Origin of the sequence: Chryseobacterium jejuense (assembly GCF_900100075.1) — a bacterium.
Taxonomy (GTDB): domain Bacteria; phylum Bacteroidota; class Bacteroidia; order Flavobacteriales; family Weeksellaceae; genus Chryseobacterium; species Chryseobacterium jejuense.
In genome coordinates this window covers 21,853-44,464 of record NZ_FNEG01000007.1, presented here as the reverse complement: position 1 = coordinate 44,464, position 22,612 = coordinate 21,853, and the positions used below count along the sequence as shown (strand labels likewise).

General features: G+C 35.2%; 18 protein-coding genes. 9 read left to right on the top strand and 9 right to left on the bottom strand.

All coding sequences use genetic code 11. The features are described from left to right. Window positions 1-29: 29 nt before the first annotated feature. The 5 genes from BLS98_RS19460 to BLS98_RS19440 form a co-directional block, all read right to left on the bottom strand. Window positions 30-1,547 carry an FMN-binding glutamate synthase family protein gene (locus BLS98_RS19460; RefSeq protein ID WP_089738598.1) on the bottom strand — a complete coding sequence of 506 codons (1,518 nt, stop codon included), beginning with the start codon at window positions 1,545-1,547 and terminating at the stop codon, window positions 30-32. A gap of 53 nt (window positions 1,548-1,600) precedes the next feature. After that, window positions 1,601-2,947: a tRNA (N(6)-L-threonylcarbamoyladenosine(37)-C(2))-methylthiotransferase MtaB gene (gene mtaB, locus BLS98_RS19455; RefSeq protein ID WP_089738596.1), complete on the bottom strand. Its 1,347-nt coding sequence runs from the start codon at window positions 2,945-2,947 to the stop codon at window positions 1,601-1,603. Between the two features lie 66 nt (window positions 2,948-3,013). Beyond that, window positions 3,014-3,604: a DUF1572 family protein gene (locus BLS98_RS19450; protein ID WP_089738594.1), complete on the bottom strand. Its 591-nt coding sequence runs from the start codon at window positions 3,602-3,604 to the stop codon at window positions 3,014-3,016. 94 nt (window positions 3,605-3,698) lie between these two features. After that, a complete protein-coding gene (locus BLS98_RS19445; RefSeq protein ID WP_089738866.1) occupies window positions 3,699-5,798 on the bottom strand; it encodes a T9SS type B sorting domain-containing protein in 2,100 nt (699 codons plus the stop codon). A 159-nt stretch (window positions 5,799-5,957) separates the two neighbouring features. After that, the gene (locus BLS98_RS19440; RefSeq protein WP_089738592.1) at window positions 5,958-6,755 is read right to left on the bottom strand and encodes a hypothetical protein; all 798 of its coding nucleotides are present in this window, start codon (window positions 6,753-6,755) and stop codon (window positions 5,958-5,960) included. Between the two features lie 203 nt (window positions 6,756-6,958). Between BLS98_RS19440 and glgP the strand changes: the two genes are divergently transcribed. Continuing rightward, window positions 6,959-8,626, top strand: coding sequence for an alpha-glucan family phosphorylase (gene glgP, locus BLS98_RS19435; protein WP_089738588.1), 1,668 nt, complete (start codon window positions 6,959-6,961; stop codon window positions 8,624-8,626). A 61-nt stretch (window positions 8,627-8,687) separates the two neighbouring features. Here glgP and BLS98_RS19430 read toward each other — a convergent pair whose 3' ends face one another. Next, window positions 8,688-8,876, bottom strand: a complete 189-nt coding sequence (locus BLS98_RS19430) for a DUF6496 domain-containing protein (protein ID WP_089738586.1) — start codon at window positions 8,874-8,876, stop codon at window positions 8,688-8,690. Between the two features lie 11 nt (window positions 8,877-8,887). Continuing rightward, entirely contained in the window at window positions 8,888-9,361 is a 474-nt protein-coding gene (locus BLS98_RS19425; RefSeq protein WP_089738584.1) for a hypothetical protein, read from the bottom strand. A gap of 128 nt (window positions 9,362-9,489) precedes the next feature. Here BLS98_RS19425 and BLS98_RS19420 point away from each other — a divergent pair, with 128 nt between their 5' ends. The 8 genes from BLS98_RS19420 (at window position 9,490) to recG (ending at window position 20,956) form a co-directional block, all read left to right on the top strand. Further along, window positions 9,490-9,714, top strand: coding sequence for a bacteriocin-like protein (locus BLS98_RS19420; RefSeq protein ID WP_139166163.1), 225 nt, complete (start codon window positions 9,490-9,492; stop codon window positions 9,712-9,714). An 89-nt stretch (window positions 9,715-9,803) separates the two neighbouring features. Continuing rightward, a complete protein-coding gene (locus tag BLS98_RS19415) occupies window positions 9,804-11,933 on the top strand; it encodes a S9 family peptidase (RefSeq protein WP_089738864.1) in 2,130 nt (709 codons plus the stop codon). A 136-nt stretch (window positions 11,934-12,069) separates the two neighbouring features. After that, window positions 12,070-13,725, top strand: coding sequence for a peptide MFS transporter (locus BLS98_RS19410; RefSeq protein WP_089738580.1), 1,656 nt, complete (start codon window positions 12,070-12,072; stop codon window positions 13,723-13,725). A 133-nt stretch (window positions 13,726-13,858) separates the two neighbouring features. Further along, window positions 13,859-15,613 carry a peptide MFS transporter gene (locus BLS98_RS19405; RefSeq protein ID WP_089738578.1) on the top strand — a complete coding sequence of 585 codons (1,755 nt, stop codon included), beginning with the start codon at window positions 13,859-13,861 and terminating at the stop codon, window positions 15,611-15,613. A 59-nt stretch (window positions 15,614-15,672) separates the two neighbouring features. Beyond that, window positions 15,673-16,665 (top strand): PDDEXK nuclease domain-containing protein, encoded by a 993-nt coding sequence (locus BLS98_RS19400; RefSeq protein WP_089738576.1) that lies wholly within the window; start codon window positions 15,673-15,675, stop codon window positions 16,663-16,665. A gap of 21 nt (window positions 16,666-16,686) precedes the next feature. Then, the gene (locus BLS98_RS19395; protein ID WP_089738574.1) at window positions 16,687-18,162 is read left to right on the top strand and encodes a peptide MFS transporter; all 1,476 of its coding nucleotides are present in this window, start codon (window positions 16,687-16,689) and stop codon (window positions 18,160-18,162) included. A 42-nt stretch (window positions 18,163-18,204) separates the two neighbouring features. Next, window positions 18,205-18,738, top strand: coding sequence for a thioredoxin family protein (locus tag BLS98_RS19390; RefSeq protein WP_089738573.1), 534 nt, complete (start codon window positions 18,205-18,207; stop codon window positions 18,736-18,738). A 130-nt stretch (window positions 18,739-18,868) separates the two neighbouring features. Beyond that, a complete protein-coding gene (gene recG, locus BLS98_RS19385) occupies window positions 18,869-20,956 on the top strand; it encodes an ATP-dependent DNA helicase RecG (protein ID WP_089738571.1) in 2,088 nt (695 codons plus the stop codon). A 596-nt stretch (window positions 20,957-21,552) separates the two neighbouring features. On the opposite strand, the gene BLS98_RS19380 is transcribed toward recG, so the two are convergent. Together BLS98_RS19380 and BLS98_RS19375 are read right to left on the bottom strand one after the other, a co-directional pair. Continuing rightward, window positions 21,553-21,999, bottom strand: a complete 447-nt coding sequence (locus tag BLS98_RS19380; protein ID WP_089738569.1) for a response regulator — start codon at window positions 21,997-21,999, stop codon at window positions 21,553-21,555. Then, complete coding sequence (locus BLS98_RS19375) at window positions 21,992-22,573, bottom strand: helix-turn-helix domain-containing protein (protein WP_089738567.1); 582 nt, start codon at window positions 22,571-22,573, stop codon at window positions 21,992-21,994. Before BLS98_RS19375 ends, BLS98_RS19380 begins: the two co-directional genes overlap by 8 nt. Between the last annotated feature and the right edge of the window lie 39 nt (window positions 22,574-22,612).

The following is a 22,612-nucleotide window of genomic DNA, read 5'->3' as shown; positions in this document are numbered from 1 at the left end:
CTTTTTAAAGTGCTTATTTTCCTCTATTATTAAGATCTTGCCTTCTGCTTTACATTTCCTAAAATATCAGGGAAATAAAGATCTGCAAGGTGGTCAAATTCATCTCCTCTCATAAACATGGTAGCATCCACTTCTTCATAAGAACTTCTTCCTGCTGCTGCAATCAGTTCATTACAGGTATGAAGAGTATTTTTATGGAAATGATATACTCTTTCACTTTTATCGGTAACATCCAATCCTTTGATTAACATTTTATCCTGAGTAGCAACTCCCGTAGGACAGTTATTTGAGTTACATCTTAAAGCCTGAATACATCCTAGAGAAAACATAAATCCTCTTGCATTGTTACACATATCGGCTCCCATTGCTACGGCCCTTAAGATATCTAAACTTGTAAGGACTTTACCACTGGCAATGACTCTCAGTTTATTTCTCAGATTATAATTATTAAGGGTTCTGTTGACAAATATTAAGGCTGGTTCCAAAGGCATCCCTACTCCATCTGAGAATTCAGGTGGTGCAGCTCCTGTTCCTCCTTCTGCTCCGTCAATCGTTATAAAGTCAGGATAGATTTTCAATACATTCATTTGTACGCAAACATCCTCAAATTCCTTAGTATCTCCTATACAAAGCTTAAATCCAACAGGTTTTCCTCCTGAAAGCTCTCTTAATTCCTGTACAAACCTCAACAATCCGGCAGCATCAGAGAATGAAGTGTGGGATGGTGGTGAAATAACAGTCATTCCAGGTGTTACGTGACGAATGGCTGCAATTTCCGGTGTATTCTTAACTCCTGGAAGCACTCCACCGTGCCCTGGTTTTGCTCCTTGTGACAATTTGATCTCAATCATTTTCACGTTAGGAAGTGTTGCATATTTTGTAAATAATTCTGCATTGAACTTTCCTTCATCATCACGGCAACCAAAATATCCTGTACCAATCTGCCAGCATAAATCTCCCCCTTCAAGGTGATAAGGTGAAATTCCACCTTCTCCTGTATTATGGAAGAAATTTCCTTTTTTAGCACCTCTGTTCAATGAAATCTGAGCTCTGTCACTTAATGCTCCAAAACTCATTGCTGAAATATTAAATAGAGAAGCATGATAAGGCTGTGTACACTGTTCTCCTCCTACCCAAACTCTCGGAAGTTCTTCTGATGGAGACTTTGCGTAAATAGAATGTTTGATACCCTCATATTTTCTATGATTTACTTCCAACTGAGTTCCAAAAGCTACCGTATCACTAATATTTTTAGCTCTTCTATATACTGCAGAACGCTGATTTCTTGGGAACGGCTTCCCGTCTGTCTCCCTTTCAATGAAATACTGTTGCATTTCGGGTGAAATACTTTCGAAAAAGTACCTGAAGTATCCCAGCACCGGGAAGTTCCTCAGAATAGCATGTTTCGATTGGTAAGCATTATAAACTCCCAATGCATAAATAGCGGATAGCAGCGTCGGTATCCAGTAATGCGCTTTTATCAGCAGTGCTACAATCCAGGTAGCAGCTACTAATACAATTCCCCAAGATAAAAACTTATCTCTCATGAATGTAGTATTTAAAGTTTAAAAATAAATTTAGTGGAAATTTTGCAAAGAGCCTATGCTTTTGCTAAAAAATTTTGGTAGGAAGATTGCACAGAAACCGTGCCATCTGACAGGATTTTTTCTAAATTTAGAAATTCGATTTGATTTACGAATGCAGGATCAAAGTCTTTCTGGACTCTCACATAGTTTTCTGTGAAGCCAAACATTTTCCCGTCTTTATTTTCATGCTCCCAAAGTACAGGAAGCGTTTTTCCAAGTTGAGTCTGATAAAATGCCATTTTTTTCTTTTCAGAAAGAATTCTCAGCATTTTATTACGTTTTTTTCTTTCCGCTACCGGAACTACTCCTTCCATTGCAACAGCCTCTGTATTTTCTCTTTCAGAATAAGTAAATACATGAAGGTAAGTGATAGGAAGTTCATTAAGGAAATTATAAGTTTCCATGAATGTATCTTCTGTTTCTCCAGGGAATCCGACAATAACGTCTACACCAATAGCAGCGTCAGGCATTACCTCACGGATTTTGTTTACTCTGTCATTGTACAGTTTTGTCAGATAACGACGTTTCATTTTTTTCAATAAATCATCGCTTCCGGATTGTAACGGAATATGAAAATGAGGAACAAAGCTTTTGCTTTTAGAAACCAGTTCAATACTTTCATCCTTTAAAAGGTTAGGTTCAATGGAAGAAATACGAATTCTTTCGATTCCTTCTACTTTATCTAACTCTGAAATAAGATCCAGGAAAGTATGTTCATGTCTCTTGTTTCCAAACTCACCTTTCCCGTAATCACCGATGTTTACTCCGGTAAGAACAATTTCTTTAATGTCTTTTGCCGCAATTTCTGAAGCATTTTTAAGAACATTTTCGATGGTATCTGAACGAGAGATTCCTCTTGCCAATGGAATAGTACAGTAAGTACATTTGTAATCACATCCGTCCTGAACTTTTAGAAATGCTCTTGTTCTGTCGCCAATAGAATAACTTCCGATAAAGAAATCAGTCTCTTCAATCTCACATGAATGAACGATTCCCTCATTGTCTGATTTTTCCAAATCATCAAGGTAGCTTAGAATATTAAATTTTTCTTTCGCTCCTAAGACAAGGTCTACTCCTTCAATTTGTGAAATTTCTTCAGGCTTCAACTGTGCATAGCATCCAACAATAACAACCAACCCGTCAGGATTAGCTTTCATTGCTCTTTTCACGTGAAGTTTGCATTCACGATCAGCATTTTCAGTAACAGAACATGTATTGATTACATAAACGTTGGCCTTCTCATCAAAGCTCACCTTATCATAACCTGCATCTGTTAATTGACGGGCAATAGTAGATGTTTCTGCAAAATTTAATTTGCAGCCAAGTGTGTGATACGCGGCAGTTCTTTGAAAAGTAGACATGTGTTACTTCTGAATTTTATGGGTGCAAAGATAGTAATTTTAATAATAATCCAAGATTGATTCAGTCTATTGTTTATATTCGGCCCTTACTTCCGGGCTGTTTTGAAAGCAAACAGGTGATGAATTCCCATCCGGTTCTTCTCTGGAAAATTTGTTTTTCATTTCAATATTGAACTCCTGAGATTTGTTTCTGGCAATAGAAAGTGTTTTCCAATCTTCATTTTTAATCATTTTAGCGATGTAAACAATCTGTCCGATATGATATGGATAATGAGCAAGTTGTCTTAAAACAGCATCAATAACAAGATGTGCTTCTCCCCTTATATAAATGGTAGAGTAAAGATTTTCTTCATTGATTTGTTCTAAAGCTTCAAAAAAACATTTCCATCCTTTTTCCCAAAATTCAAGAACCTCATCTTTGGACTTAAAAGTATTCACAAATTCTTCATCCCGATGGCGCCAGGATTTTTCTCCATCTTCAGTAAGAAAATTAGTCCATCTCGAAAGCATATTTCCTGCAATATGGTGTACTATAACAGCAATAGAATTACTTTCTTCATTATACTGCCAGAAAATCTGTTCATCCGACAACTGACTAAATGATTTATCTCCTAAGGATTTATAATATTCAAAACGTTTTACAAACAGGTCTACCATTCTTTCTATTTTGATAACTAATGTAAAAAATTCAAATAGAAAAACCACCTCTTCCGAAGTGGTTTTATCTATGTATTTTATTTACGGAATATCTTTATTCCCGGTTTTTAACTAACACCCAACCGGTAAACTTAACGGGTGTATTTTTGTTATTATTCTCATTCCACAAAACAGAATACCAATAGGTTCCTGTCGGCACTCTTCTTCCGCTCACCGTTCCGTCCCACTTATAGCCATTAAGTTTATCAGCCTGATGAATCTTGGTTCCATATCTGTCAAAAATATTAATCACAAGATTTTGTTTACCAGACAATGCCGAATAATCAATCACATCATTTATGCCATCAGCATTCGGAGTGATAACATTAACCAAATTGGGAACAACAATTTCAACTGTTATAGGAGTACAATTATAATCATCTTTCACATAGATCTTATACTCTCCTCTTGGAAGATTGGTGAAAACATTGGAATCCTGCCAGGTAATATTGTCCAATGAGTATTTATATGGCGGTGTACCACCTATTACAGATACTGTTATGGTATTACTGCCCACCTCAATATCAGAAATAACCGGCAGTTCAGATGGTATTACCTTTACCGTCTGCGTTGTATAACAATCTCCGGTTTTAAGTTTCACCCAATACACACCAACCCCTACCGTAACAGTTTGAGTAGTTGCCCCAGTACTCCACTGATAGCTTTTGAATCCAGGCCCGGCATCCAAAGTGATTTTACTTTCCATACATATCGTTTTATCTTTAAGTATAGCAGAATATTTTGGCGGGGTTACTACTAAAGTAACTTTAACAACAGCATAACACCCTCTACCATTGGTAACTCTAACATATACAACTCCGTTAGGAGCAATATAAGTCATTGGATTCAGAATTTCATTGGTCTGATTAATGGCATCTGCTTCAGATGGATAGTATTTTTTAGTATTGTCTGGAGTGGTTACCGGTGCGTTTGCAAGATTAAAAGATCCGGTACTCGGATTGGATTCTATAAAGCATTCTGTAAGTCTGGCTTCATAAGCAACAACGATGGGATGAAATGCTAAAGTAATCTTTGCTATTCCACTACATCCATATTCGGAAGTCACTTTTACATAAATAGTTCCTTCTGCAGAAATAAATGCTGTAGGATTTGTAATCTCATTAATTCCAGCATTAAGATCAAACATACTGTTATAGTATCTTTTAGAAACATTTGCTGCTGCTGTAACGTCAGCTGTCGTAAGATCAAAAAGAGCTGTCCCTGCATTGTTATTGTTACATCCTATCAATGTGGCGTCTTTTACAGCAATAGTCCCATTCTTAAATTTAAATGTACCTGTCTGTTTACATTTATTAAGTGGGCTGTTCGGATTAGTTGGGTCAGTGTAACTTATACTATAATAATAAACAGTTGTAGTATTTACTGATAAAGGAGTTGTAATAGGGTTATTCACTGTTAATGCATCGTTAGCGCTGGTATGATAACTTACGCTAAAGCCAGGATTTCCATTAACAATACCTGCTGATAATGTTGCAAAATCAAATAGTACAGGATTTCCACAGATTATAACTTCTCTTGGATCTGCCGGATTAGCAGCAGGAATTCCCGGTGGCATAAAAGGATTAGGCTGGATAGCCGGATCTGTAAACGGAGATGCCAAGGTAGCTGTTCCGCCCCATGTTAAAGAGAAAGGTGCTGTTGTACTGCTCGTACTGCTCACCCAGTTGTCAATAAACAGATAATAGGTCTGCCCCGGTAACACATCCAAATATCTGCAATAAGGAGTTGTTGATCCACCTATCGCATTTGTAATTGTGCTCGTCATATTTAATCCAGTTGCTGCCCCCACTCCAACAACTGTTGCAGCATTGCAGCGTATGGCAGATCCCAGACTTCCGCAATTCACATTAGGTCCGAAAATAGCCCAGTCATAATCCGCATCCTGATTATTAGGCACCAAATTAAATGTTAAAGTCCCTCCTGTAGCAATCGTAATTTTATACCAGATCGAATTATGTTCTCCTGATAGATCTATACATGTTCCGGAATTTACCATTTCTTTGATATTACCATACCCTGATGGGCTGTAAGTAAGATTTGAATTTCCGCAAACAGCCAGTGCCGTAGCACAATCTTGCTGAGAGTATAAGAAATGGGAAATGTATAAGAAAGTAAATAGTAGAATTTTTCTCATAGATATATTTGTTTTTGTGGTTAAGTCGTTTTGAGTCAGATCAATATCCAACTCACACCAAATATACCTATTATTTAATTACAAATAATAAAAAGCAATATTTTTTATGACATTTAAAATAAATATCCTATTTAATTATAAAATACATATTTAAAACTGTTATTTTATACTTGTAATGTTTCCACAGAGGTTTTCCAGATGAAAAATTTTATGGAAAGGACTTTTCACTTCTTTCAGATGATCTTTATCCTGAATAAATGTATATCTTGAGGCAATAGAATTCATATCAGAAACAATAACCAGCCAGCATTCATCCACTGATGTATCATAATAAGGAAATTTTTCATTCTTCTTTTCAATAAGATCAAGGATTTTATCGGAGCAGAGCTCATCAAAAAGGTTCATACTATATTCATGGGTAATGAAAACATTTCTGCGGTGAAAAGATTTTCTCACACTTTTTACACAGCCAATTCCTTTATTTTTTTTAATGCTTTTATAGATATTAATAATATTTTCCTCCTGCTCTTCAAGGTTATCAAACTTTATATTAGGGTGGAATTCTAAAAAATAAACACCACGATATTTCGTAGTGTCTTCCTGTTCTAATAATATTTCTGCCTGGCGGAACATTTTATTCAAAGTGCTTTCCACTTTTTTCATTTCCAGATGATTGATAACTTCGGTAAGTTCTATTCCAATTTTTTTGTCGTTTAGTTTTGCGATAAAGTCTGGACTTTCGCAGGTGAAGTTTTCAAATTTAACATCAGGAAAATGGTGCATAAAAGAGTTGAGAAGAAGAATCTCAGATTTTTTTCGGTATTTTTCACGATCATGAAGCGGAGACTCATCTATGGTACGGTGATACTTTTCTATGGGCTTTTTTTTCAAATGCCGATTCAGGTAATATAAACTCAGATTCTTTATCAGATCTTCATCAGAAAACGTCTTTTTCATGTGTGATTTTTTTTATTGAATTAAACACATGCAGTTATTGGCTTTCACCGTTAAAAGTTTTTGATAATCAAAAATTTACACTCTTAAAGATAGGTAAAAAAACTATTCAACGCTTACTTTTAAAATTAATTTATCCATTATTTAACATAGAGTTTATTTTCATTATTAATACCTTTGCCTTTTCAAACACAAACCCGCATTCTATGGATTTTAGGAATTTCAAAGTACCTTATAGCATCAATCCCCAATATTCAAAAAAAACCGCCTATTTCTCGATGGAATTTGCCCTTGAGCAGGTATTGAAAATATATTCCGGAGGACTTGGATTCTTGGCAGGATCTCATATGAGAAGTGCTTATAACCTGAAGCAGGACCTTATCGGAATCGGTATTCTTTGGAAATTCGGATATTATGATCAGGCAAGAAACCACGATCAGACTCTTCAGCCCGTATGGACCAGAAAGATGTACAGCTTTCTTGAGGATACAGGAATAAAATTCCAAATTGAAATTCACAGTGCTCCTGTTTGGGTAAAGGTATGGTATCTTGATCCTGAAGTTTTCAATACGGCACCTATGTTTTTCCTGTCCACAGATGTTCCTGAAAACGATCATGTTTCAAAAACCATCTGTCACAAGCTTTATGATGCTAATGAATCTACTAAACTGGCACAGTATATCTTACTGGGAAAAGGTGGTGCTAAGTTACTGGATGAACTGAACATCGAAAGAGATGTTTACCATTTAAATGAAGCTCACGGACTTCCGGCAGCATTCTATTTATTAAGAAAATACAATGGAGACCTGAATAAAGTTAAAGAAAAACTGGTCTTTACTACTCATACTCCCGAAGAGGCAGGAAATGAAAAACATAATTTCAAATTATGCTATGATATGACCTATTTCTCCGGCTATAGCATGGAAGAAGTAAAAGCTATTGAAGGGACAGATGATGAGCGTTTCAATCATTCTCTTTACGCTCTGAAAATGGCAAGAATTGCCAATGGTGTCTCTCAGCTTCACGGAGTAGTTTCCCGCACCATGTGGAATAAATATCCGGGAATCTGTGAAATTACGTCTATTACCAACGCACAGGAATTCAAATATTGGGCAGACAAACCGCTTTACAATGCGAAAGATGAAAATGATGAGACCGTTTTCGATTACCGTAAAAAGCATTTAAAGAAAAAACTGTTCAGTATTGTAGCAGACCAAACCGGAAATCTTTTCAATCCTAATGTTTTCACTATTGTATGGGCCAGAAGATTTGCAGGATATAAGCGTGCTGATCTTCTTTTACATGATAAAGACAGATTCTACAGACTTCTGAACAACCCGAAATACCCGGTACAGATCATTTGGGCTGGAAAGCCTTATCCAATGGATTATTCTGCAATTTCTACCTTCAATACTTTGGTGGAAGAAAGCAAGAATCATAAAAATATGGCTGTTCTTACAGGCTATGAACTTTCTTTAAGCAAATCATTAAAACAAGGTTCTGATCTTTGGCTAAACAACCCTAGAGTTCCAAGAGAAGCATCCGGAACTTCAGGAATGACAGCTGCCATGAACGGATCTGTCAACTTATCCACAGATGACGGCTGGATTCCCGAATTTGCCAAGCATGGAGAAAATTCTTTCGTCGTTCCAAAAGCAGATTATCTGAATATGAGCATCTACGAACAGGATAATTATGATTTAAATACATTATATGAAATCCTTGAAAACGAAATTCTTCCAATGTATTACGATCATCCGGATCAATGGAGAAAAATCCAGCAAAACGCCATGAATGATGTAAAAGATCAGTTCAACAGTGATAGAATGGCAGATGAATATTACAGAATACTTTACAATCAAACAAATAGCTAGTCATTATTTGCTGTAGCTTATAAAAAAATGCCCGGAAATTTCCGGGCATTTTGTATTGAAATTATTTACTTTTCTTTTTAGGTGGTACTTTTAACCCTTCTTCTCTTGCTTCAGAAATACCAATAGCTATAGCTTGTTTTCTGTTTGTTACTTTTTTTCCGGAAGAAGACTTCAGTTTACCTTCCTTGAATTCGTGCATTACTTTTCCTACTTTGTCTTGAGCTTTATCTGAATATTTGGTTTTGCTCATGATAAGAATTTTTAAGATTTTGGCAGGGATACCCCTAGTTCATAAACTCTGGCATGTTTCAAATACTTTGAACGTTCTCTTGATGTTACCGACTGAAAATGATCATTTTTGATCACAATAATCGGGTCTTCAGCATTTTCGATTTCAAAATTGGCAAAATATCTTTCATCTGGCGGAAATTGCTGTTCTTTTGCTTTAATTTTCTGCAGCTCGTCCGCATATTTTCTAAATCCGGGATCAGATGAATGGATAAATTTATACTCATCGCCTGCATACACATAGTAATGAAGTTTTTTCTCTATCAAACCGGCTTCATCTGTAATTTCGGGATTATCGTTTCCGTCTTTAAATCCCACTTCCACTAATATTCCGCCTTTTTTGCTGGCGCATTGCTGAGCGTCTTCAAAACTGGAAAAACCTGTATAAACAATTCGGTCGTTTAATACATAACGGTTCAGTTTCTGGTTGTATGCATTCGTTTCCATAATTATTCTTTTTGATTTGATTGGTAGTTATATACATTCAATTCTTTTGCCAAATTGTCTTTTTTTTAAAATTTCACCAACAGATGATTTTTTTAACTACCTTAGTTCCTCAAACAAAAATATATACCATGAAAAATTTAAAAAAAATTACAAGAGTGCAACTCAGAGAAGTACAAGGAGGAGTTTTACCGGGAATGAGAAGATGTGTAGACGGGCAAACATGTAAACTCAGAATCTGGTGGATTGGAGGACTGGAAGAGGTTCCATGTAATTCTCCCTATCCTGTCTGCGCTCCCGAAGGATATTATCCGCCGGACAATGGAGATCCGGGTACTATTCATGTTGCCAATTAGTATAAGAAATCAGGACACTGCGTCCTGATTTTTGTTTTATATGGTTATGTAAGTAAGATTTATTAAATTTGGAAGCATTAAAATTAGAAATGAAAAAACTACTCTTAACTCTTACTATAGCAGCGGCATTTCACAATGTGTCTGCACAGGAAATCACTTTAGACAAAATATATTCAGGATACTACCGCGGTAAAGGCATTGCCGGGATCACTTCTATGAAAAACGGGGAAAACTATCTTGTTATTGAACCGTCAGGAATTGCAAAATATTCTTATAAAACTTCTCAAAAAGAAGGAAATATCGTAGATGGAAATTTTGAAAGCTATGTATTTTCTGATGACGAGTCTAAAATTCTTTTACTGAAAGAAAGCCAACCTATCTATAGACATTCTTTCCTTGGAAAGTTTGAAGTAAAAGATTTAAAATCAGGAAAAGTAATCAGTTTAAATGAAGGAAAGCCAATTCAGGAACCTTCTTTCTCTCCTGATGCCACAAAAGTAGCTTTCATTGCTGATAACAATTTATATTACCAGGATTTATCATCGGGAAAAATTACTCAGATCACAACTGACGGTAAGAAAAATGCCATTCTTAATGGTTTGGCAGACTGGGTTTATGAGGAAGAATTCGGACATGCAAAACAATATGAGTGGACGAAGAATTCTGATGCTCTTGTATTTGTAAAATCTGATGAAAGCCAGGTACCGGAAATTTACATTCCTATTTATGGAAAGAATCTTTATCCGGCAGAGATGCGTTACAAATATCCTAAAGCAGGAGAAAAAAATTCTGTAGTTTCTGCACAGCTATACCGTCTTGATACTGAAAAAGTAATGCCGTTGAACTTAGGTTCTTTCAAAAATTATTATATCCAGAATGTTTTTCAGACTGCAAAAGCAGATGAAATGGTTCTGATTACTTCTGAGAGAATTCAAAATGCTTCAGATGTTTTAAAAGTAAATACAAAAACAGGAGCTGTACAGAAATTATTCACGGAAACTGATGATAAGTGGATTGAAACAGACAGCCCAACTATTGAATTCCTTGATGATGATTCTTTCCTTTGGGCTTCTGAAAGAGATGGAAACCGTCATTTATACTGGTACGATAAAGATGGAAAACTTAAGAAACAGATTACTAAAGGAAACTGGGAGGTAACAGATTATTATGGTTTCAACCCAAAATCTAAGGAAATCTACATCCAGACTACAGAAAAAGGAAGTATCAATAAGGTAGTTTCTAAAGTAAATATCGAAAACGGAAAGTCTCAGCTGATCTCTAATGCAGAAGGAAATAACGCTGCAAATTTCAGCAAAAACTACAGCTATTTTATTGAAACTTCTTCTACAGCAGCAAAACCTCAAACGTATGTTTTGAAAGATGGAAATGGTAAAACAGTGAAAGAGCTTCAAAACAATAATGATCAGCTTCAGAAATTAAAAGCAGATAATTTTGTTGAAAAAGAATTCATTACTATTCCTAATGCAGTAGGTGATCAAATGAATGCCTGGGTAATGAAGCCTAAAAACTTTGATCCTAATAAAAAATACCCATTGTTCATGTTCCAGTATTCCGGGCCTGGATCTCAGCAGGTTGCAAACTCTTGGGACAATGGAAATGCCATGTGGTTCAATCACCTTGTACAAAAAGGATATATTGTTGCTTGCGTAGACGGACGTGGAACGGGTTATAAAGGAACAAAATATAAGAAAGTAACTTATATGAACCTTGGAAAATATGAAATTGAAGACCAGATTACGGCAGCAAAATGGTTTGGAAACCAATCTTATGTTGATAAGAGTAGAATCGGAATGTTCGGATGGAGCTTTGGAGGTTATATGACAAGCTTAGCAATGACAAAAGGAGCGGATGTTTTCAAAATGGGTATTGCCGTAGCACCAGTAACCAACTGGAGATATTATGATTCTGTATACACAGAAAGATTCATGAGAACTCCTCAAGAAAATCCTGATGGATATGATAAGAACTCTCCTACTGAATATGCAAAACTATTGAAAGGTAAATTCCTTTTAATCCACGGAACAGCTGATGATAATGTACATTTCCAAAACTCTATGGAATTATCTGAAGCTTTGATTCAAAATAAAAAGCAGTTCGACTTTATGGCATATCCGGACAAAAATCACGGAATTTATGGTGGCCAAACAAGACCACAGCTGTATCAGAAAATGACAGATTTTATTTTAAATAACTTATAATATTCCGAATTATACATCCCTTTCAATATTTTGAAAGGGATTTTTATATTTATTTCATTAATCATTTGGGGCTATATTATTTATTTTATCAATTGGAATTAAAAACCTATTTTTGGGGCAATTGAAATTTGAATATATGAAGACAAAACATCCTAAAGGGCTGCCTTACCTTTTCTTTACAGAAATGTGGGAGCGTTTCGGGTACTACCTGATTCTTGGAATCTTTGTTCTGTATGTCATTGAACCTACTGGTATGAAAGGAGGTCTGGGACTGCCGGACAAAACTGCTGATGACATTTTCGGAACTTATATCGCATTAACTTATCTTACTCCTTTTATTGGGGGGTTCTTAGCTGATAGAGTTTTAGGATATATTAAATCTATTTATCTTGGAGGTATTTTGATGGCTGCAGGATATATTGGAATGGGTGTTTTCAAGGATTTACCTTTATTTTATGCCTCTCTGGCATTAATTATCATCGGAAACGGTTTCTTTAAACCTACGATCTCTACTCTTCTAGGAAATCTTTATTCTGAAGAGCCTTATAAAGCCAATAAAGATTCCGGATACAATATTTTCTACATGGGAATCAATATCGGAGCATTTATCTGTAACATTATTGCGGCATTTATGCGTAATAAATTCGGTTGGGGGGAAGCCTTCATCACTGCTGGAGTTGGGATGTTGATTGGTATGGTTATTTTTACCATCGGAAGAAAACATTATATCCATGCTGCACAAATGAAACCTGTACAGGAAGGTGATACCAAGCTTTCTGAAATCATGCTTAAAGTATTTGTTCCTGCTATTGCTGCTGGAGCGATCGGTTGGTTTATTCCTAACAATATTTTTGGAAGTGATAGTACAGATGCCTTTATTTTTGCATGTGTCCCTGTTATTTACTTCTATGCTTCTCTTTACTTTAAAGCTAAGCCTGATGAAAAAGCATCCATTGGAGCATTACTTTCTGTATTCCTTATCAGTATGTTCTTCTGGGCGGTTTTCAAGCAAAATGGTACTGCTTTAACGAGATGGGCTAACTACTATACAGATAGAAGCGTTCCTGTCTCTTTAGAAAAACCTTTGGAAGGAATCTATATGGTGGACGGAAAAAGCTACGAAAACAAAGAGGTTCCTGTTTATGACAACCAGTTCCGTTCTCAGAAAGATGATAATGGAGAGACTAAAAAAGAAACTGGAAAGGATGTTTACTTTAAAAATATCTCTCCGGAACAGCGTGCTGCTCTAGAGAAAAATCCTGAAAATAAAGTTTACTTATACAATACAGAGCTATTCCAATCCATCAATCCATTCTGGGTAATTGCATTAACTCCGGTTGTGGTAGGATTCTGGGCTTTGTTAAGAAGAAAAGGAAAAGAACCTTTAACACCTACTAAAATTGTTTTAGGATTATTCATTTCCGGATTATCGTGTCTGGTAATGGTTTTAGCGGTAATGGCGGGAGATAATGGTTCTGTAAAAGTTTCCCCTTTATGGCTGGTAGCGAGTTACGGAGTGATTACTATTGGGGAATTATGCCTTTCACCAATGGGACTTTCATTCGTTTCCAAGCTTTCTCCTGCAAGGATTACGGCTTTAATGATGGGTGGATTCTTCCTTGCCAACTCTGTAGGAAACAAACTTTCAGGAATTCTGGCCAGTACGTGGTACAGCTATGAAAACAAGACGAATTATTTCCTTGTGAATTTCGCTTTGTTAATATTTGCTACACTTTTAGGCCTTTCCATGTTAAAAAGATTAAATAAAATTATGAAGGAAAAAGGGCATTAAACCTTGATCTTATAAAGAATAGCAAGCTGCGGACTAGGTCCGCAGCTTTTTTATTTAAAAATAAAATTAAAACCTTGCCAAAAACCCAAAATAAACTATATTTGTCAGTCTTAACAAAAATTAACAATAGAAAATGGATAATATTGAAGCAATAAGTCCGAAACCGGATGAATTGGTAGAGAATAAGGGCTCCAGACATCCGAAAGGATTATGGGTTCTATTCGGAACGGAAATGTGGGAGCGTTTCAACTTTTACGGAATGAGAGCACTTTTGACGCTCTTTATGGTAAATTCCTTATTGATAAAAGAAGCTGATGCAGCAATTATCTATGGTGGATTTTTAGCTTTATGTTATTTAACTCCACTTTTGGGAGGGTTTATTGCTGATAAATATATCGGAAACAGATTTGCCATTATTGTAGGTGGATCTCTTATGGCCATTGGTCAGTTTTTATTATTCATTAGTGCTTCAACGTTCTCTGCGGATATTGGAAGTGCTAAAATGATTATGTGGTTGGCATTATTTGTTATCATTTTTGGTAATGGATTCTTCAAACCGAACATTTCCTCAATGGTAGGAAGTCTTTATCCAAAACAAGAGAAATCTAAACTGGATTCTGCATTCACCATCTTCTATATGGGGATTAACATTGGAGCATTTTTAGGACAGTTTATCTGCCCTTACGTAGGAGACGTAAAAGATGCTACAACCGGAGTAAGAGATATTTTCGCTTTCAAATGGGGATTCTTAGCCGCTTCAATAGCAATGTTAATAGGAACTGTAACATTCTTTATCCTTAAAAACAAATACGTTGTAACTCCAGAAGGAAGACCTATCGGAGGATTACCAAAAAATAACAGTACAGCAGATTTTGAAGAAGGAGAATCTCAGACCGCTAAATTCTCAGGGATGTCTTTAGGGATCACTGTAGGAATCTTTGCTGTTCTTTTCTTTGTATTCAGATATTTACTGGTAGGAGAACTTGGGTTTAACTCAGTGGAAATGGGGCAGATGATTAAGGGAATTATTTATCCATTCATCTATGCAGCAGGTATTTCCCTTGCATTCCTGATTATGACTTCTGCTGAAAATAAAGTAGAAAGACAGAGAATCTGGGTAATTTATATTGTTTCATTCTTCATTATCTTCTTCTGGGCTGCTTTTGAACAGGCAGGTTCTTCATTAACATTTATTGCAGATAACCAGACAGACAGAAACATTTTCGGATGGAATATGCCACCTTCAATGGTTCAGATCTTCAACGGAATTTTCGTAGTTCTATTAGCTGTTCCTTTCAGTTTATGTTGGGATAAATTAAGAGCAAAAGGAAAAGAGCCGGTATCTCCATTCAAACAGGCAATGGGACTAGCATTAATTGCTCTTTCTTATTTCATCATTGCACACAACGTAAAAGATCTTGGAAGTTCAGGTTTATTAGCTATCAAATGGTTAATGCTTCTATACTTCATCCAAACTTGTGGTGAGCTTTGTTTATCTCCAATCGGACTTTCTTTGGTAGGTAAATTAGCGCCAAAAAGATTTGCTTCATTATTATATGGTGTTTTCTTTATCTCTAATGCTGCCGGATATGCTTTAGCAGGTTCATTAGGAGCTCTTATCCCTGCAACAGGTGATAAGTTTAAGAAAGCTCAGGAAATTGGAGTTAACTTACAGGATGTCTTAGATAAAAAAGTAACCTTAACTGCAGAGCAGGCTGCTGCATTTGAAAAGGCTCAATTACCATTACACAACCCTACTTTCGTAGGATTTGAGATTCATAATTTATTTGAATTCTTCATGGTATTCGTTGTACTTTGTGGTATTGCTTCTGTAATATTAGGTCTACTTTCACCTATCTTAAAGAAAATGATGCACGGTGTAAACTAATTGCATTAACAAAATATGAATAAAACCTCTGCTAAGTCAGAGGTTTTTTTTATTTTCGTATGATGGAAATTTCCGAAGATTCTTTATTCCAATCCGTAAAGGAGATCATTAGACTGTCGCGCGAAAAGGTTTTTCGAATAGCGAATTCTACGTTACTGCTTACTTACTGGCAGATTGGAAAACTTATTGTTGAAGATGAACAAAAAGGAAAAGAACGCGCTGAATACGGAAAATACACTTTAAAGAATCTTTCTCAGAAGCTTACTTTAGAGTTTGGAAAAGGTTTTGACTATACAAATCTTTCCAATATGCGTAAGTTTTACATGGCTTTTCCAATTGTTGACACATTGTCTCAACAATTGAGTTGGTCTCATTACCGATTGCTTTCCAGTCAGGATGATAAGAATAAAAGACAATATTATCTGAATGAAGCCGTACAAAACAATTGGAATGTAAGAGATCTAAAAAGACAAATTAGCTCACTAGCCTACGAAAGAGTTTTAAAACATAAAAAATCTTCACCCGAAAGCATCCACAGTGTTTTAAAAGATCCTTACATTTTTGAGTTTCTTGGCATAAAGGCAGACGAACAATTTTCTGAAAAAGAAATGGAGACCGCCATTATTGACCATATCCAAAAGTTTTTACTGGAATTTGGAAAAGGATTCGCTTTTGTGGCCAGACAACAACATATCTCCACAGATACCTCAGATTTTTATATTGATCTGGTTTTCTACAATTACATCCTAAAATGCTTTGTCATCATTGACCTGAAAACGGGAGAACTTTCTCATCAGGATATTGGGCAAATCGATATGTATGTAAGAATGTATGATGACCTGAAACGAGGCGAAGGAGACAACCCAACTATTGGTATTTTATTGTGTTCCGAAAAAGATGAAACCATTGTAAAGTATTCGGTACTCAATGATAAAAACAATTTATTTGCCAGCAAATACCTGCTGTACCTCCCAAAAGAAGAAGAATTAAAACAAATCATCGATCAGGACAGAATTCGTTTTGAACTGGATCAGGATAATAAAAACCCTTAATTAAAACAATCATATATCGTTATGAGCTTAACTCTAGAAGAAATACAAGACTTTAAAGGAAAGTATCCAAAGCAGCTTTGGACCTTATTCACCGTAGAAATGTGGGAACGTTTCTGTTTTTATGGAATGCGAGGCGTCCTTACCATTTTCATGGTAGATCAATTAGGTTTGTTAGAAGACAAAGCGAATTTACAATATGGAGCAATACAGGCTTTTATTTATGCTTTTACTTTTATAGGAGGTATTTTTGCTGATAAAATCTTAGGCTTTAAAAAATCTTTGGTTTTCGGTGGAATCATTATGTCCATTGGAAATCTTATTATAGCCCTTTCTCCCCATGACTTCTTTTATTTCGGGATTACCTGTTCTATTATAGGTACCGGATTTTTTAAACCTAATATCTCATCGATGGTTGGTGAGCTTTATAAAGAGGATGATCCAAGAAGAGATGCCGGGTATGGTCTTTTCTATGCCGGAATCAATATTGGAGGTCTTCTAGGTGGAGCTTTGTGTGTTTATCTTGGAAAATATCACTCTTGGTCATGGTGTTTCCTGGCAGCGGCTATTGTAATGATTTTAGGTCTGATTACTTTTTTTGCTACCAGAAAAACATTAGGACCTATTGGTGATTCTCCACTACAGTTTATTCCTAAATCAAAGAGAACTTTACGTGAAGTATTGGTATATATTGGGGCATTATTAAGTATGCCACTTATTTTCATCATGGTTAAAAACACAAGCTTTACAGATTATTTCATGTATCTGATTGGTATTGCTGCTGTAGGCTATTTCATCATGGAAACTTTAAAACAGACTTCTTCTTATCAAAAGAAACTGATTGCAGCATTCGTATTTATATTTATGTACTTTTTGTTCAATTCCATTTATGAACAAAGTGGTGGGTCTCTGTCTTTATTTGCAAAAGATAACCTTGTACACAGTTTACTAGGATTTGGTATGGATCCTAACGTAATTAACAACAGTGCTAATTCCTTCTTTATCATAATTTTTAGCCCGCTGATTGGTTTAGCATGGGTTGGTTTAAACAAAAAGAAACTTGAACCTAATACTATTAATAAATTCGGAATTGGATTTTTATTCCTGGCAGCAGGATTCTTCTTATTCTATAGTTTAAGATATTTTGCAGGTGCAGATGGAAAATCTTCACTTAATCTATTTACGTTCACATGGCTTGTCATTACTTTCGGTGAACTATGTTTAGGTCCAATCGGTATGTCTATTATCACCAAACTATCTCCTAAAAAAATGTTTGGAATGATGATGGGGCTATGGTTCTTAGCAAGTGCATTCGGACAGTTTGCTGCCGGAAAAATTGGAGCTAGCTTATCTGAGGCCAACACTGGGAATACCAATATGAGTAAACTATTAGCTTATACAGATGGATATAAAACACTGGGTATTTATGCTTTAATTGCAGGAGTGGTATTAATATTGCTATCTTCACTCGTGAAAAAATTAATGCAGGATGTAAAATAAAAAAATAAGTAATTATGCTTATTTTTACGTAAATATCAAATTATGAAGAAAATTTTAAGCATAGTTCTCTTATTATTATTAAATTTTAGTTTTGCACAGACTAAATGGATGACTATTGAAGAGGCTTTAAAAGCTCAGAAAGAAAATCCTAAAAAAATTCTTATTGATTTTTATGCAGACTGGTGTGGCCCCTGTAAGATTATGGATAAAAAAACTTACGGACATCCGGTCCTGTCGCAGATTTTAAATGAGAATTTCTATCCTGTAAAATTTAATGCTGAAGAGAAAAAAAGTATTGAAATTTTTGGAAGAACATTTTCCAATCCTAATACAGAACAGAAAAAAGGACGAAATTCTTTACATGAATTTACTCAATACATGAATGTAGGAGCTGTTCCAAGTACTGTATTTCTGGATGAACATGGTGATCCAATCACTATCCTTCAGGGAGAATTATCTGCAAAAGAACTGGAACCTTACCTGGAACTGATTTCAAAGGATCTCTTTAAAAAGATCCGTACCAGAGAACAATGGGAAGATTATCAGAAGAAATTCAAATCTAAAATCAAAGAGTAATTAAATTTTCAGGCTTAAATTACTTTATATAAACTAAGACTTTCAATTTTTTTTGGAAGTCTTTTTTATTTTACCGAAATTCGAAACTTTATTTTCATACCATATTCGGTTCCCGAATCTCAAATAAGAAATGACTTTAGAAACTTCCATAGAATATGTAAAAGGAATAGGTCCGGAAAGAGCCAAACTCATCAAAAGTGTGTTGGGCCTATCCACCGTAGAAGATATGCTGAACTTCTACCCTATCCGTTACCTGGATAAAAGTAAACTCTATAAAATCTCTCAGCTTCATGAAGAAACCAGTCAGGAAGTTCAGTTTAAAGGAAGAATTACCCAGGTTCAGGAAATTCAGACCGGAAAAACCAAGAGATTAACAGCTAAATTTAATGATGATACGGGAAGTATGGATCTTGTATGGTTTCAGTACTCAAAATGGCTGAAAGAGCAACTTCCTATTAACCGTGAGGTTTATATTTTTGGGAAGATCAATGTTTTTAACCGCCAATTTTCGATGCCGCATCCTGAAATTGAGGCCGAGGAAAAGAAAGAAGGCGAAACTCGTTTAAAACCCATTTATCCAAGTTCTGAAAAACTGACAAAAAGAGGGCTTAACCAGAGGTTTTTTCAAAATGCTTTAAGAAATATCTGCAGGGAAATCCCGAACCTTATTGAGGAAAACTTTCCGGAATATCTGATGAAAACCTTCAAGTTTATGTCACGCCAACACGCTTTCCTGAATGTACATTTTCCTAAAGATCAAGAACATTTTGATAAAGCAGATTTCAGACTAAAATTTGAAGAGTCTTTCTTTTTTCAATTAGGATATGGTTTAAAAAAGCTTCATCATAAAACACAGTCTTATGGCAATCCGTTTCCTATTATTGGGGACCACTTTAACGATTTCTATGAGAACCACCTTCCTTTTGAACTTACCGGTGCTCAAAAAAGGGTTTTAAAAGAAATCCGGATGGATATGAAAAGGCCGATTCAGATGAACAGGCTTTTACAGGGAGATGTAGGTTCCGGAAAAACAATGGTTGCTTTATTAACCATGCTTATTGCCATGGATAATGGTTTTCAAAGCTGTATGATGGCTCCTACTGAAATTCTTGCCCAGCAGCATTATAATGGAATAAAAGATTTACTAGAAAAAACGGGAATCAATGTCCGATTGTTGACAGGTTCCACCAAAGTAAAAGAAAGGAGAATTATTCATGAAGAGCTGGAAAATGGTACTCTTTCTATTCTTGTGGGAACTCATGCTGTTTTGGAAGATAAAGTTAAATTCAAAAATCTTGGATTATCCATTATTGATGAACAGCATAGATTCGGAGTGGCACAACGGGCTAAACTTTGGGCTAAAAATAAAATCCCACCTCATATTTTGGTGATGACTGCCACCCCTATTCCAAGGACATTGGCGATGAGTTTTTATTCTGATCTGGATGTTTCTGTGATTGATGAAATGCCTGTGGGAAGAAAACCAATTATCACTGCTCACAGAAGGGAGAAAGACAGATTATATGTGTATAATTTCTGTAGGGATGAAATTAAAAAAGGAAGACAGGTCTATTTTGTTTATCCGTTGATTGAGGAGTCTGAAACGTTAGATTATAAAAACCTAATGGAAGGTCTGGAACATGTCATGGATTTCTTCTCGGATTACAATGTTACCATGCTTCACGGGAAAATGAAACCGGATGAAAAGGATGCTGCTATGACTTATTTTGCTTCAGGAAAAGCTGAAATTATGGTAGCTACTACTGTTATTGAAGTAGGAGTAAATGTTCCGAATGCTTCCGTAATGGTTATTGAAAGTTCTGAGAGGTTTGGTCTTTCACAGCTTCATCAGCTTAGAGGACGTGTAGGAAGAGGTGCTGAACAGAGTTATTGTATTTTGATGACTTCCGATAAATTATCAAAGGAAAGCAGAACCCGTATCAAGACAATGACTGAAACCAATGATGGTTTTAAAATTTCTGAGGTTGATATGCAGCTTCGTGGTCCCGGTGATATTTTAGGAACCCAGCAAAGTGGCGTGGTTGATTTTAAAAGACTGGATCTGGTCAACGATTCTGCCATTATTAAGACTACCAAAAATACTGTTGACAAAATCCTTGAAGCTGATCCTATGCTGGCAAGACAAGACAATCTGATTATTAAAAATTATTATATAAAGTACTATAAAGGAAAAAATAAATGGAGTAAAATTTCATAAAAAAAACCGCAGAAAAACTTTCCTGCGGTCCCCTTATAAAACTGTTATTTAGAAGAAATTACTTTTTTGGTCTGCTTAAAAATTTATTTTAATAGCTTAAACTTAATATTTTGTGATGTGGTGTGAAAATATCTATATATTATTTGAAGATAAGTCATCACTATTAAAATAAATTATAAAAAAAACAAAATGAATTATTTTTCCAACTTGCTTATTATAAAAACTAACTGTGTCTAGTGGAGATGAGGGAATGAAACGAATAAAAAATATCTCCAACTATTTCGAGTTTTCATGATTGTACCGTTTTGTTTAAAGATCTTCTATGCTTTAAAATTGGAAATGAATATAACTCATTTTGTTTACATCGTGATTTATATATTTTTACTGTAGAAACAATTACTTTTCATTCATCTATATCTTCATGTATATAATCTAATTTGTGTCACTAAGTTTACATTTACAAATGTCTGAATATTAACTGTATTCTTTTTTATATTATTTCAGTTATTAGTTATAAAATTTTCACTTCAATGTGAATATTATACAACAAATAACATTCCATTCTTCTAAAATGGAAATCAGAAACTACCTATACATCATACTTTTAGAATAAAATTATCTTTATTTAATCCTGAGGTATAATATTGCCAGTTTATTGTAATAATCTCTGTAAGGACCTTTTTTAAAGTTCCAAAATCAGAAGGTTTTCTCATACAAATATTGTTTCCTTTTACAAAAGTTTCTTCAATTTCATTCTCAGAGATCTCTTCACTATAAATGGCTGTCACCATATTACTGAACTTTGGATTGGCTTTTAGTTCATCAATACATTCCATACTGTCTTTTCCGGGAATAGTGTAATTAATAAAAACGATTTCGGGAACTACAGCATCATTGTTGTTAAGATACTCCATCAAATTTTTTCCATTGTTGAAACATTGAACTTTTATAGAGATCTTAAGCTCTTTAAATATATTTTTAAAAAAAATTAAGGTGTTTTCATCATTATCTGCTACAATTACGTTCAGAAATTCTTTATTCATACTGCATTTTAGGGTTTATTACCATGCTTTGGGCTCTTCTTCTTTTTCCTATGATCTTTTGAAACTGTGAGGGTGTAATTCCTGTCGTATTTTTAAACTGAGTACTTAAATGCGCCACGCTGGAATAATTCAGCTTATGGGCAATTTCGGTAAGACTTTGCTTATTCCTTATAATCAAAGCTTTTGCGTGCTCTATTTTCTGGAGAATAATAAAATTCTCAATGGAAGTATAAGCAACCTCTGAAAACAGATTGGAAAGATATCCATAGCTGTGATTCAGTTTTTCAGAAATATAAATGGATGCTTTTACAGGAATAATCTCTTCAGAAAAAACAAGTTCTACAATTGCATCTTTTATTTTCTGTACCAAAGCCGTTTTCTGGCTTTCTATGATCTCAATACCATAATCCTCAAGATTCTTCTTGAAAAGATTATGTTGCTCTTGCGTAAAGGGTTCATAGAACTCCACCTCACCGAAGTTCAGCAACCGGTATTTCAGCCCGTGCTCCTTCAGTTTTTCGTCCAATACCTTTTTACAAAGAGCATTGAAATCAAATTTAACGTACATTTTCATCCTGGTATAAGTAAGCCTATTTTTTTAGTAAATATAATA